16 protein-coding genes and 2 pseudogenes are annotated in these 19,797 nt (G+C 58.9%); 8 read left to right on the top strand and 10 right to left on the bottom strand.

Going from position 1 to position 19,797, the window contains the following annotated elements; all coding sequences use genetic code 11:
• Window positions 1-45 precede the first annotated feature (45 nt).
• Window positions 46-606, bottom strand: a complete 561-nt coding sequence (locus tag JWR14_RS14795; RefSeq protein ID WP_299707936.1) for a hypothetical protein — start codon at window positions 604-606, stop codon at window positions 46-48.
• 336 nt (window positions 607-942) lie between these two features.
• On the opposite strand from JWR14_RS14795, the pseudogene JWR14_RS14790 reads away from it, so the two are divergent.
• Window positions 943-1,848: pseudogene (locus JWR14_RS14790) on the top strand (ABC transporter substrate-binding protein); the annotation flags it as partial.
• Window positions 1,849-1,937: 89 nt separating this feature from the next.
• Here JWR14_RS14790 and JWR14_RS14785 read toward each other — a convergent pair.
• Window positions 1,938-2,855: a LysR family transcriptional regulator gene (locus tag JWR14_RS14785; protein WP_299707933.1), complete on the bottom strand. Its 918-nt coding sequence runs from the start codon at window positions 2,853-2,855 to the stop codon at window positions 1,938-1,940.
• Window positions 2,856-3,135: 280 nt separating this feature from the next.
• Here JWR14_RS14785 and JWR14_RS14780 point away from each other — a divergent pair, with 280 nt between their 5' ends.
• Window positions 3,136-4,404, top strand: a complete 1,269-nt coding sequence (locus JWR14_RS14780; RefSeq protein WP_299707931.1) for an MFS transporter — start codon at window positions 3,136-3,138, stop codon at window positions 4,402-4,404.
• Between the two features lie 267 nt (window positions 4,405-4,671).
• Here JWR14_RS14780 and JWR14_RS14775 read toward each other — a convergent pair whose 3' ends face one another.
• Window positions 4,672-5,490 (bottom strand): DJ-1/PfpI family protein, encoded by an 819-nt coding sequence (locus JWR14_RS14775; RefSeq protein WP_299707928.1) that lies wholly within the window; start codon window positions 5,488-5,490, stop codon window positions 4,672-4,674.
• A 361-nt stretch (window positions 5,491-5,851) separates the two neighbouring features.
• Between JWR14_RS14775 and JWR14_RS14770 the strand changes: the two genes are divergently transcribed.
• On the top strand, window positions 5,852-6,607 hold the full coding sequence (locus JWR14_RS14770; protein WP_299707926.1) for an SDR family NAD(P)-dependent oxidoreductase: 756 nt from the start codon (window positions 5,852-5,854) through the stop codon (window positions 6,605-6,607).
• A 183-nt stretch (window positions 6,608-6,790) separates the two neighbouring features.
• On the opposite strand, the gene JWR14_RS14765 is transcribed toward JWR14_RS14770, so the two are convergent.
• Both JWR14_RS14765 and JWR14_RS14760 read right to left on the bottom strand, forming a co-directional pair.
• Complete coding sequence (locus JWR14_RS14765; RefSeq protein ID WP_299707924.1) at window positions 6,791-7,927, bottom strand: Gfo/Idh/MocA family oxidoreductase; 1,137 nt, start codon at window positions 7,925-7,927, stop codon at window positions 6,791-6,793.
• A gap of 179 nt (window positions 7,928-8,106) precedes the next feature.
• Entirely contained in the window at window positions 8,107-8,724 is a 618-nt protein-coding gene (locus JWR14_RS14760; protein ID WP_299707922.1) for a flavin reductase family protein, read from the bottom strand.
• Between the two features lie 326 nt (window positions 8,725-9,050).
• On the opposite strand from JWR14_RS14760, the gene JWR14_RS14755 reads away from it, so the two are divergent.
• Window positions 9,051-13,016 carry a response regulator gene (locus JWR14_RS14755; RefSeq protein WP_299707920.1) on the top strand — a complete coding sequence of 1,322 codons (3,966 nt, stop codon included), beginning with the start codon at window positions 9,051-9,053 and terminating at the stop codon, window positions 13,014-13,016.
• A gap of 3 nt (window positions 13,017-13,019) precedes the next feature.
• On the top strand, window positions 13,020-13,961 hold the full coding sequence (locus JWR14_RS14750) for a diguanylate cyclase (protein WP_299707916.1): 942 nt from the start codon (window positions 13,020-13,022) through the stop codon (window positions 13,959-13,961).
• A 55-nt stretch (window positions 13,962-14,016) separates the two neighbouring features.
• Here JWR14_RS14750 and JWR14_RS14745 read toward each other — a convergent pair whose 3' ends face one another.
• Together JWR14_RS14745 and JWR14_RS14740 are read right to left on the bottom strand one after the other, a co-directional pair.
• Entirely contained in the window at window positions 14,017-15,102 is a 1,086-nt protein-coding gene (locus tag JWR14_RS14745) for a response regulator (RefSeq protein ID WP_299707914.1), read from the bottom strand.
• A gap of 55 nt (window positions 15,103-15,157) precedes the next feature.
• Window positions 15,158-15,809, bottom strand: a pseudogene (locus JWR14_RS14740) (MFS transporter); the annotation flags it as partial.
• Between the two features lie 53 nt (window positions 15,810-15,862).
• Here JWR14_RS14740 and JWR14_RS38555 point away from each other — a divergent pair.
• On the top strand, window positions 15,863-16,216 hold the full coding sequence (locus tag JWR14_RS38555) for a hypothetical protein (protein ID WP_366144542.1): 354 nt from the start codon (window positions 15,863-15,865) through the stop codon (window positions 16,214-16,216).
• A gap of 32 nt (window positions 16,217-16,248) precedes the next feature.
• On the opposite strand, the gene JWR14_RS14735 is transcribed toward JWR14_RS38555, so the two are convergent.
• The gene (locus JWR14_RS14735) at window positions 16,249-17,166 is read right to left on the bottom strand and encodes an AraC family transcriptional regulator (RefSeq protein WP_299707912.1); all 918 of its coding nucleotides are present in this window, start codon (window positions 17,164-17,166) and stop codon (window positions 16,249-16,251) included.
• A gap of 103 nt (window positions 17,167-17,269) precedes the next feature.
• Between JWR14_RS14735 and JWR14_RS14730 the strand changes: the two genes are divergently transcribed.
• Entirely contained in the window at window positions 17,270-18,019 is a 750-nt protein-coding gene (locus tag JWR14_RS14730; RefSeq protein WP_299707910.1) for an SDR family oxidoreductase, read from the top strand.
• A gap of 64 nt (window positions 18,020-18,083) precedes the next feature.
• Window positions 18,084-18,842, top strand: a complete 759-nt coding sequence (locus tag JWR14_RS14725) for an SDR family oxidoreductase (RefSeq protein ID WP_299707908.1) — start codon at window positions 18,084-18,086, stop codon at window positions 18,840-18,842.
• A gap of 230 nt (window positions 18,843-19,072) precedes the next feature.
• On the opposite strand, the gene JWR14_RS14720 is transcribed toward JWR14_RS14725, so the two are convergent.
• A complete protein-coding gene (locus JWR14_RS14720; RefSeq protein ID WP_299707906.1) occupies window positions 19,073-19,519 on the bottom strand; it encodes a TerB family tellurite resistance protein in 447 nt (148 codons plus the stop codon).
• Window positions 19,520-19,545: 26 nt separating this feature from the next.
• A partial coding sequence (locus JWR14_RS14715) for a DUF3563 family protein (protein ID WP_299707904.1) occupies window positions 19,546-19,797 on the bottom strand: 252 nt, incomplete at its 5' end.

Here is a 19,797-nt window from a genome sequence, read left to right as displayed (position 1 = left end):
TTTAGCACTCCACGGGAAAAGGAGGAATGGGCTTCATCCGCCTTGCTATGCCGCCTCGACACTGTCCGCATCGACCAATTCAGCGATGTCATCGGCCTCCACGGTATGACCATATTTGTTCTTCACGCCGTGACCCCAGACCTGAATGTGCGCGCCAGGCTTGAGGTAACCGACAAGCTCAGCCGCGGCATGAGGAGGCATGCGAATGGACGTTCCGTCGGTGAGAAGTGCGCCGCGCAGTTCACCTTTTGGGCCGTACAGGGAGAGCTTGACCTCCCCCATGACTTCCATCGGCCGTCTTTCAGCATGAGGCTTCTCGTGCTTACCGCCAACGTGATGCGGACCCTCGTCGAGAATCGCGACACCGGCACTCGAGATCAGCAGAACTGCCGCGATGATGTCGGCTGAACGAGGTTTCACACCGCGCACTTTTACCTGGTCGCCGATACTGAAGTGTCTGGCGACCTGCCTGGACATATGCGGCGGAAAATGCACCTGCTTGTTTTTGCCGAGGACAAAGCCGTCAAGTTCTCCGTGCGGGTTCAGTAGAAACTGGGTCACGGTACCGCGCGTTTCTTGCAAGCAATTTGGGTCAATCCAATGCATGGTCTTACTCCGAAGGCGGAAAAATTAGAGGTTGTCGGGTCGTTGTATCGCTGTGTGAACCGGTTGCGAAGGCAGCAGTTTTAGTGCCTAGCCAGCTAACAAAGTCCCTCCCGCCGCGGCGGGACGAAGAGGGTTAACACCGGCTTGGCAGGCAATCGGAACATCTCTAGTCTCTCGATCATTGACTGAACGACCGGACGGTTTATTAATTAACTGCCGTCGCGTCGTCTGGTGAATGGTCTCCCTATTCAGATACCCATCTACTGCTCGTTGCCGCGCAGCGACCCTGCTCGTGCCGACGAAAGCAAGGGGCGCGACTTGCCGCCGATGGCAGCGATAAATGCGGTATCTATCTGGAGACTTGGTTCGACGGTCACGCCGAATTCGCTTGCGATGATCGATTCCGTGTCGCAAGGCCGTACACCGATGATCTCGCTCGCGGCGTCGGCTGCGATCATCTCGCCGATGGACGCGAAACGCGCCTGGGTGTTCAAGACACCGCAGAACGACAACCTGATGGCAGACGCGATCGCCAGTTATATGGAAGCGCACGGCGTGAAGACTGTCGGATACATCGGTTTCGCGGACGCGTATGGCGACGGCTGGTACTCGGTGTTCACCGCCGCCGCCGCGGCGCATCATCTAAAAGTGGTTACCAACGAGCGCTATAGCCGCACCGATTCGTCGGTAACCGGCCAGGTGTTGAAGACGATGGCCGCGAATCCCGATGCTGTGCTGATTGCGGGCGCTGGCACGCCATCGGCGCTGCCGGCCAGAACACTGAAAGAGCGCAAGTACACGGGCAAGATTTATCAAACGCATGGCGTCGCGAATAACGACTTCTTGCGCGTATGTGGTAAGGATTGCGAAGGAGAGCTTCTGCCTGCCGGTCCGATTCTTGTTGCGGACCAGTTGCCGGATTAAAATCCGGTGAAGAGGTCATCGCTTGCGTATAAGACGGCGTATGAAACGGCCTATGGCACCGGCTCAGTAGCCACCTTCGGCGGTCATGCATGGGACGCCGGCCAGATGTTGCAACGGGCGATTCCAGAAGCGTTGAAGAAGGCACAACCGGGAACGCCAGCCTTTCGTGAAGCGCTGCGTGCGGCGCTCGAAAACATGAAGGATCTTCCGGTGTCCCATGGCGTGATGAATACCACGGTGGACGATCACAACGGCCTTGATCATCGCGCACGCGTGATGGTTGAAATTGTCGACGGAAAATGGAAACTGCAGGACTGACAATCGAGATCGAGCCACGGGAGAGCGCTACTTTGGGTCTTTCGCAAGAGGAACCATACTGTCGACCGACCGCCGCATTGCCGGAGGTCCTATTCGAGTCCACGTTCCCAGGGCGGCAACGGTTGCCAGGCATCAAACAAACAATCGATAAAGCGGCGAACTTTGGGCGCGAGATGTCGTCGGGTTGGATAGATCGCCCGAATGGGCAGCGCTTCGACCTCAAACGCCTGCAGGATGGTCTGCAGTCGTCCTTGCGCGATGTCAGTCGCGAGCAGGTAGGAGGGCATGCTCACGATGCCGGCGCCATTGACCGCTGCGTTCACGAGCGCTTCGGCACTGTCCATTCTTAACCGGCCGGTCGAGTTCACGGGCTCTTGCCCGGTACCGGCAAACGACCAGGGTTGAGGGCGTCCGGCGCTCACGAAGTGAAGGCATTCATGATCCACAAGGTCGGACGGCGTGGCTGGCACGCCTCGCTTTGCCAGGTAATCCGGCGAAGCGCAGGTCACCAGCTTTTGTGTTGCTACTACGCGCGCGATCAGGCGGGAGTCCGGCTTGGGCTCGCCGACCCGGACCGCGATATCGAATCCCTCGTCAACCAGGTCGACAAATTTGTCCGTGAAGCTGACCTCGGCCGTCACCGCGGGCCAGCTCTCGAGAAACGATTCAATGACGGGTAGCACGTGCCGGTGGCCCAGCCCGATCGGCACGCTGATGCGCAGCGTTCCTGTCGGCGTTGCACTCCGTACCGCCATCGCCGTTTCGGTCTCTTCGAGATCTTCCAGAATTTGTGCGCAACGCGCGAAGTACACCTCTCCGTCATCCGTGAGACCCAGGCTTTGCGGGGTGCGGTGCAGAAGGCGAACCTGCAGGCGAGTCTCCAGGCGCGCAATGATCTTGCCCACTGCGGAGCGCGTGATGCCGAGTTGCTGTGCGGCTGACGTAAAGCTGCCGGCCCTGACCACAGAGACGAACGTCGCGATATCGTTGAAGTTTCCTGGAGCCAAGTCGATGTCCTCTCAAGCAGATTCCGGATAAGCGCACGTGGACCGGAGGCATCCGGCAGGCAGCCTTTGCTCATACGCGTTTGCGTTTAACTGCAAGCGTCATATAGGCGCAAAGCGCCTCGATCATATCCCGTTGCCCGCGCGTCGCGCTCATGGGGAGACACATTCCCCATCGAAGCTCCTATCCTTCGCTTCAGCAAGCAGTAGTGATCGGCAGTCGTGCACCTACCGTGCAACCAGACGCCGACACGTCGCTTTTAGCCGAACCGGAGAACATCAAATGGATGCCCAGCAACTTATCAGCCCCCTCGGGGGCCCATCGCTCCCAGGCGATAGCGCGTTATCTACCGCGCCACTGCCCGTCATTGAACCTGCATCGCGCGGCCCGTCGTGGCTTGCGGTCTTGTCGGTGGCAGTAGGTTCGTTCGCTTTCGTCGCGACGGAATACATGCCCGTCGGACTGTTGCCGCAGATCGCGCAGGACCTTGGGGTCACGCCTGGCACCGCCGGGCTCATGGTGACTACGCCAGGGATCATCGCCGCGATCTCGGCACCTGTCCTGCTGCTCGCAGCAGGTCGCATCAACCGGCGCCTGATCCTGCTGACGCTGGCCGTTCTGTTGCTCGCATCGAACCTGATTTCCGCCATTGCGCCAAGCTTCGCGGTGATGCTCATCGGTCGTGCATTGCTGGGCGCCAGCCTTGGCGGTTTCTGGACCGTCGCCCTTGGCGCATCCGGGCAACTGGTCCGCGAGGAGCAGGCTGCCCGGGCAAGCGCAACGATTTTCATGGGCATCACGCTGGCGACCGTGATCGGCGTGCCGCTCGGCACGTTGATTGCGAACCTGACGTCGTGGCGCATGTCGTTTGTTGCTACCGCAATTCTTGCCGCTGTCGCGTTGGCAGCGCAGGCCGTGTTCTTGCCTTCGCTCGCGCCGAAGGCCGCGATGCGCACGGACGACTTCCTGGCAATGCTGTCGCGCTCGAACGTGCGCCGCAGTTTATTGATGGTCGGCCTTCTGTTCGGCGCCCATTTCGCGGCCTATACGTATATCGCGCCGTTCCTTGAACGCAATGCATCGTTCGGCGCTTCATGGATTACCGCGGTTCTGCTCGGCTTCGGGGTGGTCGGCTTCGTCGCGAACTTCGCGGTTTCGGCCATCGTGACGCGCCATCTGAAGCGCTCGTTGCTCGTGTTTGGCACGCTCGTGGTGATCGCCCTGTTCGCATTGCCGATGCTGCAGGCTTCCCGTGCAGGCGTGATTGCGATCGTGGCGTTGTGGGGACTTGCGTACGGTGCGATTCCGCTTTGCTTGAGCGTCTGGATGCAACTGAGCTCGCCTGATCGCCCGGAAGCCGGTTCGTCGATGTTCGTCAGTACCGTGCAGATTGCGATTGCGCTCGGTTCGCTCGGCGGTGGTGCGGTGGTGGACCACCTGGGCATGGCAGCGACGATGCGCTTTGGCGGCTTGCTCGCCGCGCTCAGCGTGGTCGTGATGATGACGTTCAATACCAGCCGCGCGACGCTCAAGGAAGTGCTCGAAAATTGACCTTGCGGCACAGCCAAATTATTTGTGAAACGAGGTCATTCTTCTGGCGGCGGACTAACAATGGCCGAAAAGGTGGGATCTTCGACCTCACGCTGATGACCGCCAAACCGAAAATAGTCCTTCGTCATTCCAACATACACCGCGACAGCAGTCGCATGACAAGGACAACAATCATGGCGAAGGTATCGAATATTCTTTTTGTTCATGGCGCCTGGGCCAATTCGTCGGCTTGGGAGAAAGTCCTGCCGCTCATTGACGCCGCCGGTCTCACGGGGTCTGCCGTTTCGCTTTCGCTGACGTCGCTTGCAGATGATGTGGCGACAGTAAAGCGGGCGACTGACCTGTCTCTGCGCGAAACGCCCGGCTGAACTGACGCAGGCTCAAACATGCCGCATCGGCAAGTTCTTGAACCGAAAGCTGAGACTTCAGGTTTCGACGCGCATAGTCGAGTGCGGTCTGGATTTGGTCAGACTTGGCGTCCATCTTGAGCAACTCGGAGTGCTGCGACCGACCACCTCCGCGACGGTGATTGACAACCAGCTTTTGCGCGATCGACCGAGCGAGGTCTGCACCGTAATCCTGTTCGACCATGGCAAGCGCCAGGTCGATACAAGCCGTCATGCCGGCCGACGTCCATATTGATCCATCGATGATGAAGATGCGATCGGGCTGCATCTTGACCAGGGGAAAGCGCTCTTTGAGCTCGCTCGCGGCGATCCAATGAGTGGTCACACGCTTGCCATCGAGAATGCCGGCTTGTGCCAAAACGAACGCACCGGTGCAGATGGATGCCACCCGACGCGATGCACGATATCCACGCTGCACGAAATCCACGACGGCGGGCGATGCAGTCACGCTTGCAGTTCCGCCGCTGACCAGCAATGTGTCAAAGGTCGGATCGCCGAAGGGCATGGTCGCGGTCATCGTACCGAGCGAACTGCGCACCATGCCACCCGATTCTGACAGCAGCTCAATACCGTACAACTGCTTTCCCGCACTGATATTGGCGAACTCGAACACTGACAGGGCAGCGAAATACAGCACTTGGAAATCCGGCAGGAGCACGAAACCAATCCGCTGCAACACACACTCCTTGATGGGTCGAAACGGGAGCCCGGGTTTCTCCGAGCGGAATTGAACCAGAACGTCGTTTGATCGACCGGAAAACGACTTACCTGCGCTGTTATCGGTCGTTCGATTGCGGCGTGCAAGACACGTTCGAACGGCCTTCCACGACGAATGGTAACGGGTCACATCACCGTGAATTGATGCATTCGATACATAAAACATAGCAGGAATCAAGGGCTACCGCAGCGCGCGGTGGAAGCCTATCTTTAGCTTCACGAACCGAAGCGACCCAGGGCAACCCGGTCAGCGGCCTACCCCGAGTTCGATGACGGTTTACCGCTTGAACTCTCCATCACTCGACTAATCCAGGACGTTCTCAATGAAACTCACAGGTAATACCATCTTCATCACCGGCGGTGGCTCGGGTATTGGCCGAGGCCTCGCCGAGGCGCTGCACAAGCTTGGTAACAAGGTCATCGTTGCGGGCCGGCGGCGCAGTCATCTCGACGCGGTAATCGCGGCTAACCACGGGATGGAGGCGGTCGAACTCGACATCTCCGATCCCGCGAGTATTGAACGAGTAGCAGCGAAGCTGGTCGCCGATCATCCCGAGCTCAATGTGCTGATCAATAACGCGGGCGTCATGCAACCCGATGCAGTCGACGGAATGATCGACGACGCGCTGATGATCTCCCACGTGAGCACCAACCTGATAGGCCCGATCCGCATGACATCCGCGCTGATCGACCATCTCAAGAAGAGAAGCGACGCCGTGGTGGCCTACACCACGTCCGTCCTGGGCTTCGTGCCAATGGCGGTGACAGCGGTCTACTCATCGACGAAGGCTGCACTGCACTCCTATGCATTGTCACAACGCTTCATGCTGCAGGACACGACGGTTCGCGTGCTGGAGATCGCGCCACCCTGGGTGCGTACTGAACTGATGAACAGCGAGGAAGCCGAAATGGCGATGCCGCTCGACCAGTTCATCGACGAGACGATCAAGGTCCTGGGCACGGATGCGAACGAGATTCTGGTCGAAGCGGCCAAACCGATGCGCGCTAACGTAGGGCCGGGCGAGCACGATTTCGTCAATAGCTTTAATACACAAGCGAAGGCGATGTTTGGAGGTTGATTCCCGCGGCCAAAACTTACCTGGCCGCAACATGTCCGATCGCGTTGACTGCCCGTTATGGAGTCGACGCGATCGGACTTTGTCTTTCGGCTGCGCATGCGCTTGAGCGCTTGAAGAACGAATTTCGACGGCGAGGCTTGGCGCTTCGCCGTCGATGCCTGATGCTTCAGCCAGCCACGCGGTTTAACCGGGCGTGGTGAAAGAGAGCTGGACGCGCTTTCCGGAACGATTCGATTCCATGATTTGTTCAATCAGTTCATGCATGCGGATCGCGTCTGCGAAAGTGGGCGCAAGCGTCGAGCCGGTCTTTACGTCGCGTGCATGGGCGGCGTACAGGTTCGCCAATTCAACAACACTCGCCCCGAGTTTCCCTTGGGGCACCCATTCATATTCCACCGGAATAGTCACCTCGGTGAGCGGCTGCGCATCACCTCGTGCTATTTCGATGCGGTTGTAGGTATCGCCGAAGCTGGTATTGTTCGAGATCTTCAGGTCGCCCTTGCTGCCGGTGATATCAATCTGTACGCCGAAATTATTTCGTTTCCCCGCCTCGAGATGGACCGTTAGCACGGCGCCATTGGCGAAGGTCCCGGCCAGTACGACCTGGTCCGCGCTGGTGTGGGGCAGCGTTTCACCGGTTTCCACCAGCGTCACTTCCTGGAACTGATTGACAGTCAGCGCCGACAGGCTCTGCGGATAGCCGACCATTGTCGTGAACAGGGCGTCCAGGAAATGGCCGCCATAGATCGACAGAAGGCTGGAGAAATTCTCTTCGGGGATCGTGTAGTAAAGCGATGCAGGCCGTTCACGCTGGAAGTACTCGACGCTCACGTGCAGGCGCACCGAACGTATTTCGCCGATCTCGCCCTGTTCCAGTAAATCGCGCACATGACGGTAGCCCGGATTGAGGCGCCGTTGCAGGCCAACGATGGTGCGCACACCCGCCTTGTCGGCCAACGCGAGCAACTCGTTGGACAACGCCGTGCTTGGCGTCAGAGGCCACTCGCAGTAGACGTCCTTACCGGCCTTGATGGCGGCGCGAATACCCTCTTCGTGCTGAAATGCGGGCGTCAATACGAGTACAAGATCAACTTCCGGATGCGACACCAGCTCTTGCAGCGAGGTTGCCGCGTATTTGAATCCATGGCGCTCGACCAGCGCCGCTGCCTTTTCCGGGCTGCGGCTGTACACCGCGGTTAGTTCATAGTCCGGCAATAGTTTGAGCGAGGGAAGGTGCCCATATTCCGACCAATGGCCGAGGCCGATGACGCCCACCCTTATTTTGCCGGAGCCCGTAGCTCGCGTCGCGATGCTGTTCAAGAGAATTCTCCAATGTAAGGCTGAGCGGATCAATCTTGCCCAGCGACATCGGAATAATAGGGTTCAGGGAAATGAAGATAAATGGTTTTGGATTCCGATCATTTCGGACATCCGAGTCCGCTAGCGCGATGCTTGATGCACGATGCAGCCCCTCGTGACAGCGGAGGCCTGCGACTGGACTAAGCCCGGAAGGTTTTACCCAGTTCCTCTTCCGCTAACCGGAAGTAGTGACGGAAGTTGTAAATCAGCGGCGACCACTTTTCCGCATCGATATATTTCCCTTCCTTCACGAACGTTTCGTCAGCGTGCAGCCGGACGATCTCCACTTCCACGGCAACACCACCACCGAGTGCCTCTAGTTTCTCGCCGCCCATGCGATGAACATGACGGACGCGCGCTTCGAGTTGCATCGGACATTCAGCGACGCGAGCCGGCCTGACAAGCTCGCTAGGCAGCGACGTGAAGTCACCGGCTTCGAACTTGTTCTTTTCGAAACTGAACTGTTTAGCCTTGAGTTCCGGTACGGGATCCTTGCCCGTAAGCGGCGCGAGCTTCTCGACCTGCCGCCAAAGTTGCGGGGAAGGCACGTTGACAACACACTCAGCATGGCGAGCCAGGTTGTCAGCGGTCTTGGTTTCATCGAGCAGGCCCAGCATCATTGTCCAGCCGAGTGCCCAGAACGACGATATTGGCGCAATGTTGGTTGACCCATCTTCATTGACCGAGCTTACAAGCGCCACGGGAGTGCCGAAATACAGGATCTTGGGTTCGATGGTTTGAAACGAAGTCTCTTTCATAGCGGTTCCTCGTCATGTGAAACACGTCCGACAAACGTTGGCGGACGGCATGCCAAAGTATGTGTGATTTGCGGTTGAAGACGTTTCGGCGTGTATTGAAGTGTCGAACGTAGGCGGAAACCATCGGCTGGTCCACGTCCACGTCCACAGAGGGTACTCGCCCGGCGAGCCCCTTTTCGAGCCTCTGCTAGCGCTGATAATTTCAAAAGATCCGGCTATTTTCTCAAGTGCCATCCGCTCATGCCGTAAAGTCCTATACCAGTTCTAAAACAGCTTGCATCCTTTGAGGTCGACCAGTGGCAAAACAGCATTCGCTCGCGTTCCGGATGACTGCATTTATCGTCGTGGTCTGTGCGTTGCTTGTAGGCACGGATATCTGGCGCAGCCTGGCTGCCCGGCAGGTACAGTTGAAGGAAATGACCTCGGCTACGACGAATCTCGCGCGCGCGATGGCGCAGCACGCGAACGACACGATCAAAGAGTCTGACATAGCGCTCATGGGCATCACTGAGCTTGTTGAACACGACGGCACCAACCCGGTTTCCCTGGAACGGCTCCGCCAATTATTTTTGTCCCGATTAGTCGAGCTGCCGCAACTCAACGGCTTGTTTGTTTTTGATCGAACCGGTCAACTGATCGTGAGCGCACAGCCCGGAAAATTGCGCAGCTATAACAACGCTGACAGGGATTATTTTATCTTTCATCGGAGCCACGCGGATCGCGGTGCCCGCGTTGGTGTGCCGCTGCTTAGCCGTGCAACTGGAAAGTGGGTCGTTCCCGTGTCGCGGCGAATTGCTGATGCGGATGGTAATTTCGCCGGCGTGGTAGTGGCGACAATCGACATTGATTTCTTCTTGCGGTTTTATAGCAGCCTGGATATTGGGCATGGCGGCGCCGCGGCGCTGATACTCGATAACGGGCGAATGGTCGTACGCAGGCCGTTCGAGAGCCGCTTTCAGGGTGCGGACGTTTCCGCGACGGTTCTCTTCCACGCCCACGAACAGGCCAAAACAGGCACCTTCCTGACCAAGTCGTCACAAGATGGCGTTGTACGGCTCAATAGCTTTCGAAGCTTGCAGGACTATCCGCTGTTCGTTGCTGCGGCATTATCGCAGCAGGAAATATTGGCGGGCTGGCGGTCCGACACGCTTTGGCATTCGGCGGGCGTAGGCGCGCTGGTTATCGCGCTGGCGCTTTTTGGCTGGCGCCTCATCCGGCTCATCGGGCTCAGGACGGCGGCGGAAGAGCGGCTCGAGGCAAGCCTCGATATGACGCGGGCAATTCTTGATACAGCCATTAACCCGATCATCACCATCAACGGCGCCGGTGTTGTGCGCTCGCTAAATCCGGCCGGTGAAAAGACCTTCGGCTACGCATCGCATGAGCTGGTCGGGCAGAACATCAGGACGCTCGTTCCCGATAACTTCGTCGATGCCTATAACAACTACATCGCACAGTTTGCTCAACAAGGCAGGACGGGCGCCGGCAGTGGCCGGGAACTGGCGGGACTGCGCAAGGACGGCTCGGTCTTTCCGGCGCATGTTTCCACGGCCCCGATGGTCGTCGCCGGCGAGGTGTGTTTCGTCTGCGTCATCACGGATCTCACTGAACAGCACGGACAACGCACGGCGCTGGCCGCCGCGCGGGATCAGTTGTTGCTGGCAGCCCAGACGGCAGAGCTTGGCATCTGGTCCTGGAACCTGGTGGACAACGCGCTCCACTGGAACGCGCGCATGTTCGATATCTACGAGCAACCGAAGACGCTGCTCGGCCACGGTTTGAACTTCGATCACTGGCGCACGCGCGTGCATCCTGAGGATATCGACGCCACCATGAAGTCGCTCAACGCGGCGATCGACGGGCATGGCGGCGAACTTCCGCTCTTTCGAATCGTGCTTCCAGGCGGGCAGATTCGTTACATCCAGTCGCGCATCCGGCTCGAACGGGACGCGAACGGCACGCCGGCCGTCATGACAGGAATCAATCGCGACATTACCGACCAGCATCAACTGGAACTACGGTTGCGTGAGGCAAAGGAGCAGGCTGACGCGGCGAGCGCTGCCAAGTCGTCGTTCCTCGCGAACATGAGCCATGAGATCCGTACTCCGATGAATGCAGTATTGGGCATGCTGCATCTTGTGCAGCTCAGCAATCTCAATCTGCGTCAGCGCGATTACGTCAACAAGGCGCAGACAGCGGCGAAGTCGTTGCTTAGCCTGCTTAACGACATTCTTGACTATTCGAAGATCGACGCAGGCAAGCTGCAACTCGACGTGCATCCGTTCGAGCTCGAACCGTTGATGCAGGACCTGGGCGTGGTCCTGTCCGGCAATCAGGGTGACAAGAACGTCGAAGTTTTGTTCGACCTGGATTCGGCGCTCCCCAATTCGTTGATCGGCGATAGCCTTCGGCTGCAGCAGGTCCTGATCAATCTGGCCGGCAACGCACTCAAGTTCACGTTGACCGGACAAGTCATTGTCAGCGTCGAGTTGCTGCAACGCGTGGATGCAGCAGTGCGCGTGCGGATTGCGGTGATGGATAGCGGTATCGGCATCAGCAGCGAGCAGATCGGACGTATTTTCGAGGGCTTTACTCAGGCTGAGACTTCGACAACACGGCGTTTCGGCGGGTCGGGCCTCGGACTGGTCATTTGCAAGCGGCTGGTCGCATTAATGGGCGGTGACCTTCGGGTCGAAAGCGAAGTAGGCGTGGGCAGCCGGTTCTGGTTCGACATCACGCTTGGCGTCGATGGCGCGAACGCTCCTGCTGTTGCACCTGTGATCGACCGGCCTTTACGCTTGCTGGTTGCCGACGACAATCAGATGGCAGCAGAGCTGCTGGTCCGAACGGTCGCGACGCTTGGATGGCAGGCGGACTTTGTTTGCGGTGGTATCGACGCAGTCAGGAAGATCAGCGAATCGGTGCGCGAAGGGCAGCCTTACGATGTTGTACTCATGGACTGGCGCATGCCGGACCTGGATGGGTTGAACGCGGCAAGGCTCATTCGCGGCGCGAAAGACGGCTTGCCTCTCCCCGTAGTCGTCATGGTCACCGCATACGGGCGCGAAGTCCTGGCTGAGGCTCACGATAGTGGCGAGGCGCCGTTCGCGGGCTTCCTGACCAAACCGATCACGCCAAGGCAACTGAGCGACGTTGTACTGCGTGCGCTGAGCACGGCGGGTACACCGCAGCCTGAGCTTCAGGCGCCGGCCTCCAAACCCGCTGCTCGCCTGGCCGGGCTCAATCTGCTCGTGGTTGAAGACAACGCCGTGAACCGTCAGGTTGCCGAGGGCGTGCTAAGAGCGGAGGGCGCTCAGGTACAACTGGCCGAGGGCGGGATCGAAGGCGTGAGAAGGGCGACGACGGCAGGCATTCCGTTCGATGCAGTATTGATGGATATCCAGATGCCGGATATCGACGGGTTCGAAGCAACCCGGCGCATCCGGTCGAATCCTCGCTATGCCGCGCTACCCATTATCGCGATGACGGCCAATGCATCGAACGCCGATCGGCAAGCGTGTCTCGATGCCGGCATGAATGATCATGTGGGCAAGCCGATCGATGTCGAGCGGCTGGTGTCGGTGCTGCACGCTCAAATCGACGGAAGAAAATTCCCCGTCGCGCCCGCATCCAAATCTGGATCCGCATCCGCGCTTGCATCCGATCAGGGTCCGTCCGGAGCGGAAGATATTGCCGAACCAGTCGTCGAATTGAAAGCTTCAATTGTTGCCCGGTTTGGTGGCAATATTGCGCTGATCAACAGCGTCCTGGATAACTTTGGGTCCCAGACAGAAAAGCAACTCATGTTGCTTAGCCAGCAGATCGAACGGGGCGAGCCGCTTGGCGCAGCCTCGGTGTTGCATGCAATTAAAGGGACTGCGGGAACGGTGGGCGCGCGTGCTCTTGCGGCGCGGGCCGGCCAGCTTGAATATGATTTGCGCCACGCTGATGTGTCGGCAACGAAGGTTGTCATCACGGAGGAAGGCGTTGCCGATCTGAGAAGTTTGCTGCAAGACAGCGTTGCTGCATTGGCGCACGAATTTGGAGGTGACACAATCGAGGCGCCGGCAATCGACGTTGAATTGCCGCTAGCGGAATGGAAGCTGCGCCTGAACAAAATAGTGGCATTTCTTGAGTCATCGAATTTGCAGGCCGTCGCGCTTGCCGAGGCGTTGGTTGCTCACACGGGTCCGGAACAGCGGGTCCAATTCGATGAGTTCCTGACGCAGGTGCGGGAATTGAATTTCGCGGTCGCGGCGCTCAGCGCACGCGACATGCTGGAGCGATCGTGACAAATGGAGCATATTCTGGAAAGCTGGTTACTTCATGCGAATCGCCGTCCCAAGATCCTGATTGCCGACGATCAGCCCACGAACATTCGTGTTCTATACGAGCTGTTTCGCGACGAGTGTGACGTGTTCATGGCAACGAGCGGAACGCAAACCATACAAATCTGCCGCGCTGAGTTGCCCGATCTCATCCTGCTGGATGTAGTGATGGATGATATTGATGGTCACGAGGTATGCCGCCGTCTCAAGGCCGACCCGTTGACCGGCGCCATTCCGATTATCTTCGTGACCTCGCAGAATCAGGAGGCCGATGAAGTCATCGCCCTGGGTTTAGGTGCTGTCGACTTCATCACGAAACCCATTAACCCGGTCATTGTGCGCGCGCGCGTGCGCACGCACCTGACGCTGAAGCTGCAGGGTGATTTGTTACGCGCAAGCGCGTTGCTTGACGGGTTGACGGGGGTGGCGAACCGCCGCAAATTTGACGAGGATGTGCAGACTGACTGGCGCCAGTGCCTGAGAGAGAGTGCACCCCTCTCGCTCATTCTGATCGATATCGATTATTTCAAGCTTTATAACGATCGCTATGGTCATCAAGCGGGTGACAATTGCCTGAAACTTGTCGCCAGGGCGCTATTCGAAGCGCTTCGACGGCCCTATGACAAGTTGGCCAGATACGGGGGTGAAGAGTTCGCTTGTCTTTTGCCGAAGACCGAAGTCGCAGGAGCGAGCGCAATGGCGGAAAGAATGCTGACGCGCGTGAGCGAATTGCATGTGGAGCATCTTGGCTCCGACGTCGATCAGGTCGTGACCATTTCCCTGGGCGTTGCTTCCATGGTGCCGACGCCCTCTGTCACGCCTGAATTGTTGTTGAAGGCCGCTGATCAACAACTCTATGAAGCAAAGCGCACGGGCCGTGCGCGAGTCTGCACGTTGACGATACCGTGAGTCGGGTACGAGCTGCTCGCGGATAAATGACACGGCTGCAATTCGGCCTTTACCTTTACAACGGATGTTTTCGTTCGCTTGCCATTGCCTGCGGTGAATCGGTGTTCACCGTCTGCCAGTACTGAACAATCGCGTGAATTTCCGCTTCGATGCGTCGCACTGCATTGACGATGCTTTGAATGCGGGCGTGCAGGACGACACCCTTGAACGGTTTAGCGATGACATCCGCTGCGCCGAGATCGAGAGCGTGCTGTTCGGCCTCGATGTCGGCTGCCGGTGCGATAAAAACAATAGGCACATGTTCGAGCACTGTCTCAGCTTTCAGTGCCGCGAAAATCCCGAACCCGTCGTTCTGCGCGGTATGTGCGTCGAGAAGAATAAGCGTCGGCGCGTGGCTATGCGCTTGCTGCAATGCTTCTTCGCAGGAGGCCGCAAAATATAGGGTGCCTATACTTTCCAGCGTTCGCCGCATTTGCTGGATAGTGGAAAGATCATCTTCGATGATCAGCACGTTAGGCCTTGCCGGAGTCACCGCCCATGTTCGTAACTTGCCCGCTCGACAATCACGATCGATATCATTCACGATCTGCCTCACGCGGAGTTGAGCGCGCACGCGGGCCTTGAGTTGTGCGGCAACAAGCGGCTTCGTGACGTAATCAGCGGCGCCCAGTCTCAACGCATCGACTTCCAGCGCAGGGGCGTCATGGCTTGTCACGAAAATGATCGGGACGTGTGCCAGGTTTGCGTCGCCCTTAAGGACTTCGCATGCGTCGAATCCTGTCATGCCCGGCATATCGGCATCGAGGAGAATGAGATCAGGGGGCGATTCCTTTGCAAGCACAATGGCAGCTTCACCCGAGGTGGCGAATTGTTGATCAGGGTATGCCGCAAGCATTTGACTCATGATCCGAATCGTCAACGGATCGTCGTCTACTAAAAGAAGTCGCTCACTGTTTGCTGACATTCGGTTCTTCCTCAGGATTTTTAATGTACTTTGCCATGATGCGGCATTCCGATGCAGTTTGATCGGGGGAACTGCGATGGTATTGGACCTTAAATCGGATCTTGAAGCGGCCGCGAAAACGGAGCCTTGGCGCATTCTAATATAGGGCGGCCCGGCAGTCTGTTGATTAAGTGTCAAAGCCGGCACGCTTCAACACAGTCTGGACGCCGGCGTCTGCTGGCTTGCGCGTCGCTTAGATTGGACTGTCTGCCGCGGGCTCGCAGCAAGCCTCGGACGCTTGTGAGCCCGGATGAAGATGATCGGCCTTCCTGAGCGAGGGAAATGCTGCCATCCATACGGCCGCGACACATAGCGTTCCAATGCCACCTAAGACGACACTTTCAACCGTCCCGAATAGTGAAGCGGCAACGCCCGACTCGAAGGCGCCGAGTTCGGCCGAAGCACCGATGAACAGCATGTTGACTGCCGAGACTGACTGCCGAGACCCGTCCGCGCATGGCGTCAGGGGTTGCCAGCTGGACCATGGACGAGCGAATGTTGATACTGACCATGTCACTGGCGCCAATCACGACTAGCGCCGCTAGCGACGCGACGAACGACTTCGAAAGCGCGAAAACGACGGTCGCGATCCCGAAGGCGGCGACAGCCGCAAACAGTCTGGATCCGACGCGCCTGTTCAGGGGGTAGCGAGTCTGAAGGAAAGCGACAACGCAGGCGCCGGCCGCGGGCGCGCTACGCAGCATCCCCAGACCTGCCGGTCCGACCTTGAGGATATCGCGCGCGTAGATCGGCAGCAGGGCTGCCGCACCGCCAAGCAAGACCGCAAAGAGGTCGAGAGAGATGGCGCCCAGCACGATCGGTTGGGACCGTATGAATCTGATGCCCTCAATGATGCGCGCGATACGCCCCGTTGGCACAGCGGGCACTCGTTGACGGGATGATCGAGATGCATAGCCGGCATCCGGCGGCCCATCGGGTTCTGCTCGAAGAGAGCCCGCGCGGCGAGGTTTCGCGCAGCGCTCACGATCTTTTCGGACGGGAATGCAAGCAAACCTACGAAGTGCTGTCCGCGGCGAACGCTGCGGAGACAGTGGATGACGTTGGTGTCAGCGCGCAGGTTCTTGGCGCGGCACTTGCGGGCGCCGTACATGCTGCGGCCCGGGAAGGGCAGCTTTCATCGCCGGTCTTGAGGGGGGAACTTATCGTTTTAGTGGACTCGTTCCTGAATGCGCTGCGGCACAAGGGGATAATACGGAGTCCAGATAAAGCGCGGCGGCGACGTAAAGAATAAATAAGTGCCATTCGATTGCGGCGTCCCCTTACTTACGTGTCTTCGATGACTACCTGCTCCTCGCGCGCGTATTGTGAAGGTGGCCGCCCGACGTGCCGTGTGAAGGCGACGCTGAAGGTGCTGGCGGAGCTGTAGCCAACTCGCAGTGCTACGTCGGCGACGCGGCCTTCATTGCGGCGTAGCAGGCCCTTGGCGAGCGCCATGCGCCACGTGAGCAAATATTCCATGGGCGCCATGCCGACGGCGTGGTTGAAGCGTTCAAAAAAAGTCGAGCGCGACAGTGCGGCCTCTTTCGCGAGTTCAGCAACCGTCCATGCGCGCGTCGGGTGTTCGTGCATACCTCGGATCGCAGCCGCAAGGCGGTGATCGGACAGCCCACGAACCAGGCCCGGCGACGCCGTTGTTTCCGCTGTGGACCGCAGCGCCTCGATGAGCAGCACTTCCAGCAGTCGTGACAGCACGACCTCGCGCGCAGGCCGCTGCTCGCGTGATTCATCTCGTACAAGTTGCACGAGGGTGGCCAGCCGCTCTACTCCGCGGACATGCACGATTTGCGGTAGCAACGAGACCAGCAGGGATGCATCGGGTGAACCGAAGCTGCAGTGGCCCACCATCATTCGCGAATCGACAGGGCCGTCCGGCTCCCCAATTCTAAATTCATTGTTGCCAAGCGCGATGGGATCCAGAATCTGAACGCCCGGTGGTGGCGGCACAAGGCTGGACATCGTGACGTCGTGGGCCGCGGGAATCAGCACGAAGTCTCCCGAGACGAGTTCGATGGGCTCGTGCCCATCGATCGCCATGCGGCACGCGCCCTCGAGGATCACGCAATAGAGCGACTGACCGGCATCCGAGCGGCTAACGCGCCAGGGGCTCGCGCCCAGAACCAGTTTGGAAAACCGGGCACCTGGCTGCAGCAGCGTCACGACTTCGGCCAACGGATCGATCATTGCCGGACTCTCGCACATGAAATTCGGATTATCGATTGTAGCGAGTACGGTCGCGGCGGTCTATCGTACGGACAGACGCAAACCACTTCACACAGGAACTCCCATGAAAACCGTCCTGATCACCGGCTGCTCTTCCGGATTTGGCCTCGAAATTGCCCGCTATTTTCTGGCCCGCGACTGGCAAGTCATCGCCACGATGCGCACGCCGCGCGCCGACGTGCTCCCGCCTTCAGAGCGCTTGCGCGTGCTGGCGCTCGACGTCACCGATCCGGAAAGCATCCGCCAGGCTGTCGAGGCGGCCGGCCCCATCGACGTGCTCGTCAACAACGCGGGCTTCGGCGCGGCTTCCCCGGCGGAACTGGTCCCGATTGCAACGGTGCGCGAAATTTTCGAGACCAACACCTTCGGTACGATCGCATTGACGCAGGCGGTGCTGCCCCAGTTTCGGCAGCGTAAAGCCGGCGTCGTCGTGAATGTCACGTCGAGCGTCACGCTGAAGGCGCTGCCTCTGATCGCCGCTTATCGCGCGAGCAAGGCTGCAGTTAACGCATTTACCGAGTCGATGGCGATGGAGCTCGAGCAGTTCGGCGTGCGAGCACATTTGGTGCTGCCGGGCCGTGCGCCCGACACCCGGTTCGCTGAGAATGCCCACGCCCACATGCATGGTCTCGACAACGAGGCCTACGCTGGCCTCGTCAGGGATGTCTTCGCGCAGTTCCAGGACACCTCTGCACCCGTCACCCAGGCACAGGACGTTGCCGAGGCTGTGTGGCACGCGGCGACGGACCCGTCATCCCCAATGCGCATCCCGGCCGGCGCTGATGCCAAAGCGTGGGCGGCTGAGGTTGGCTGAGGCGCGCGGCACAGATTGAACATGGCTTCTACGCGCCACAACCTGTTTCGATAAGGAGATTGCTATGCACGACAAACCCGTTGCTCTCGTCACCGGGGCTAATCAAGGAATCGGACTTCAGATCGCGAAGGAGCTCGCCGCACGCGGCTTGACTGTGTTGGTCGGGTCGCGCAGCCTCGAACGCGGTGAAGCTGCGGCCAGGGAAGTTGGGCTGGACAGCGTCGCGCTCCAACTCGACGTGACAGATCAGGCTTCGATCACCTCTGCGGCGGAGCGCGTCCGAAACGAGTTTGGCCGCCTTGACGTGCTCATTCTGAACGCGGCCATTTCGAATACGAAGAAGCAGCCCGGTCAGTCCGTCGAGGAGTACGCAAAGACGACACGCCCGAGCAACGTGGCTCTCGATGAAATGCGCGCAGTGTGGGACACCAACGTGTTTGGCGTGCTCGCTGTGTACCAGGCAATGCTGCCACTTTTGCGCAAGACGCCGGGCTCTCGCATCGTGAACGTGTCGAGTGGCGTTGGGTCGTTGACGACGAACTCGGACCTGGCCTTCCCGTACCGCGCGATCTTCGGGCCAGTCTACCCGGCGTCAAAGACGGCACTCAACGCGTTAACGGTCGCCATGGCCATCGAACTTGAGCCGGAAGGTATCAAGGTCAATGCTGTCTCTCCGGGTTTTACAAGGACGAACCTCAACGGATATGCGGGAACCGAGACCGTCGAGGAAGGCGCTCGCGAGGTGGTGCGCGTTGCGATGCTGGGTCCGGACAGCCCCACAGGGACGTTCACGCGCTGGAAAGGGGAAACGATTCCGTGGTGATTTAAGTCTGGTATGAAGCACAGTGTGAACTTCAGGCGCGTGCGTTGTGCATTTCGGACGATGTCTTCGTCGAGAGTCTTCTGTGCACAGTGTCCGCGTCCGGCGCGGCTTTCCTGATTCTCCACGCCCTCGTGAAGGTGTCGATCGGGCCGATGCGCGCGTCGCTTTCCCGCCTGTGACAACAAAAGAACAGGCGACTTGAAAGCGACACGGCTGGCCCTTCAGTTATTTCACTCGCGATGCGCCCGCACGAGTCTGATCACCTCGCGTGGACGCGCCCAATCTGCGTGCTCCGGCACTTCCCACGCAGCGCGCAGCATGCGAAGAAATCCGGCTTCTCCCTCAGAGACATGCCGGTCCGCATGAATGGCTTCCTTGCATAGCCAGATGACGTCACGCCGCATTTTCCAATCCTGCACGTCGGCCGCGAGATGCACGACGATGACGGGATCGAGCCTGCACACGTCGCCCCAATTCAGGTAGGCGGCAGAAGTCAGGTCTTCGCACAGCGTCTGCACAACGTCCAGAAACTGACGCGGGCGCAACGACAATCGCTGTTCGATGCCGTGCCGATCGAGCGCTTCGATCTCGTCCATTCCTACGTGTCCGTCCGACAGTAAGCAGGCCGCAACGACCCGTGCAGCGGCTTCAGGACTGTCGCATTGATAGTGACGCATGTTGGTTCTCCATGTCCGTTGATCGTTCACAGTTCGTTGTCGCGCGGCATGACGCTCGAATGCAGACTGAACGGATAGCCACCGCTGTCGAGATGACGCATGCGGCGTTCGAGATCCACGAGATCGGACGATGACGCCAGATACTCTTCGCGTTCGTCGTAGTGAGAAGACGAGAACAATGACCCCAGTTTTTCGGAAAGTGCGGCAAACATGATGTGCTCCTTGAGTGGTGCGACGCATGTCGGGCCGGCGGTCCGCATCGTCGCTTCAGTCCGATG

This window comes from Caballeronia sp. (assembly GCF_028292365.1).
Taxonomy (GTDB): domain Bacteria; phylum Pseudomonadota; class Gammaproteobacteria; order Burkholderiales; family Burkholderiaceae; genus Caballeronia.
This window is presented reverse-complemented; position numbering and strand designations above follow the sequence as displayed.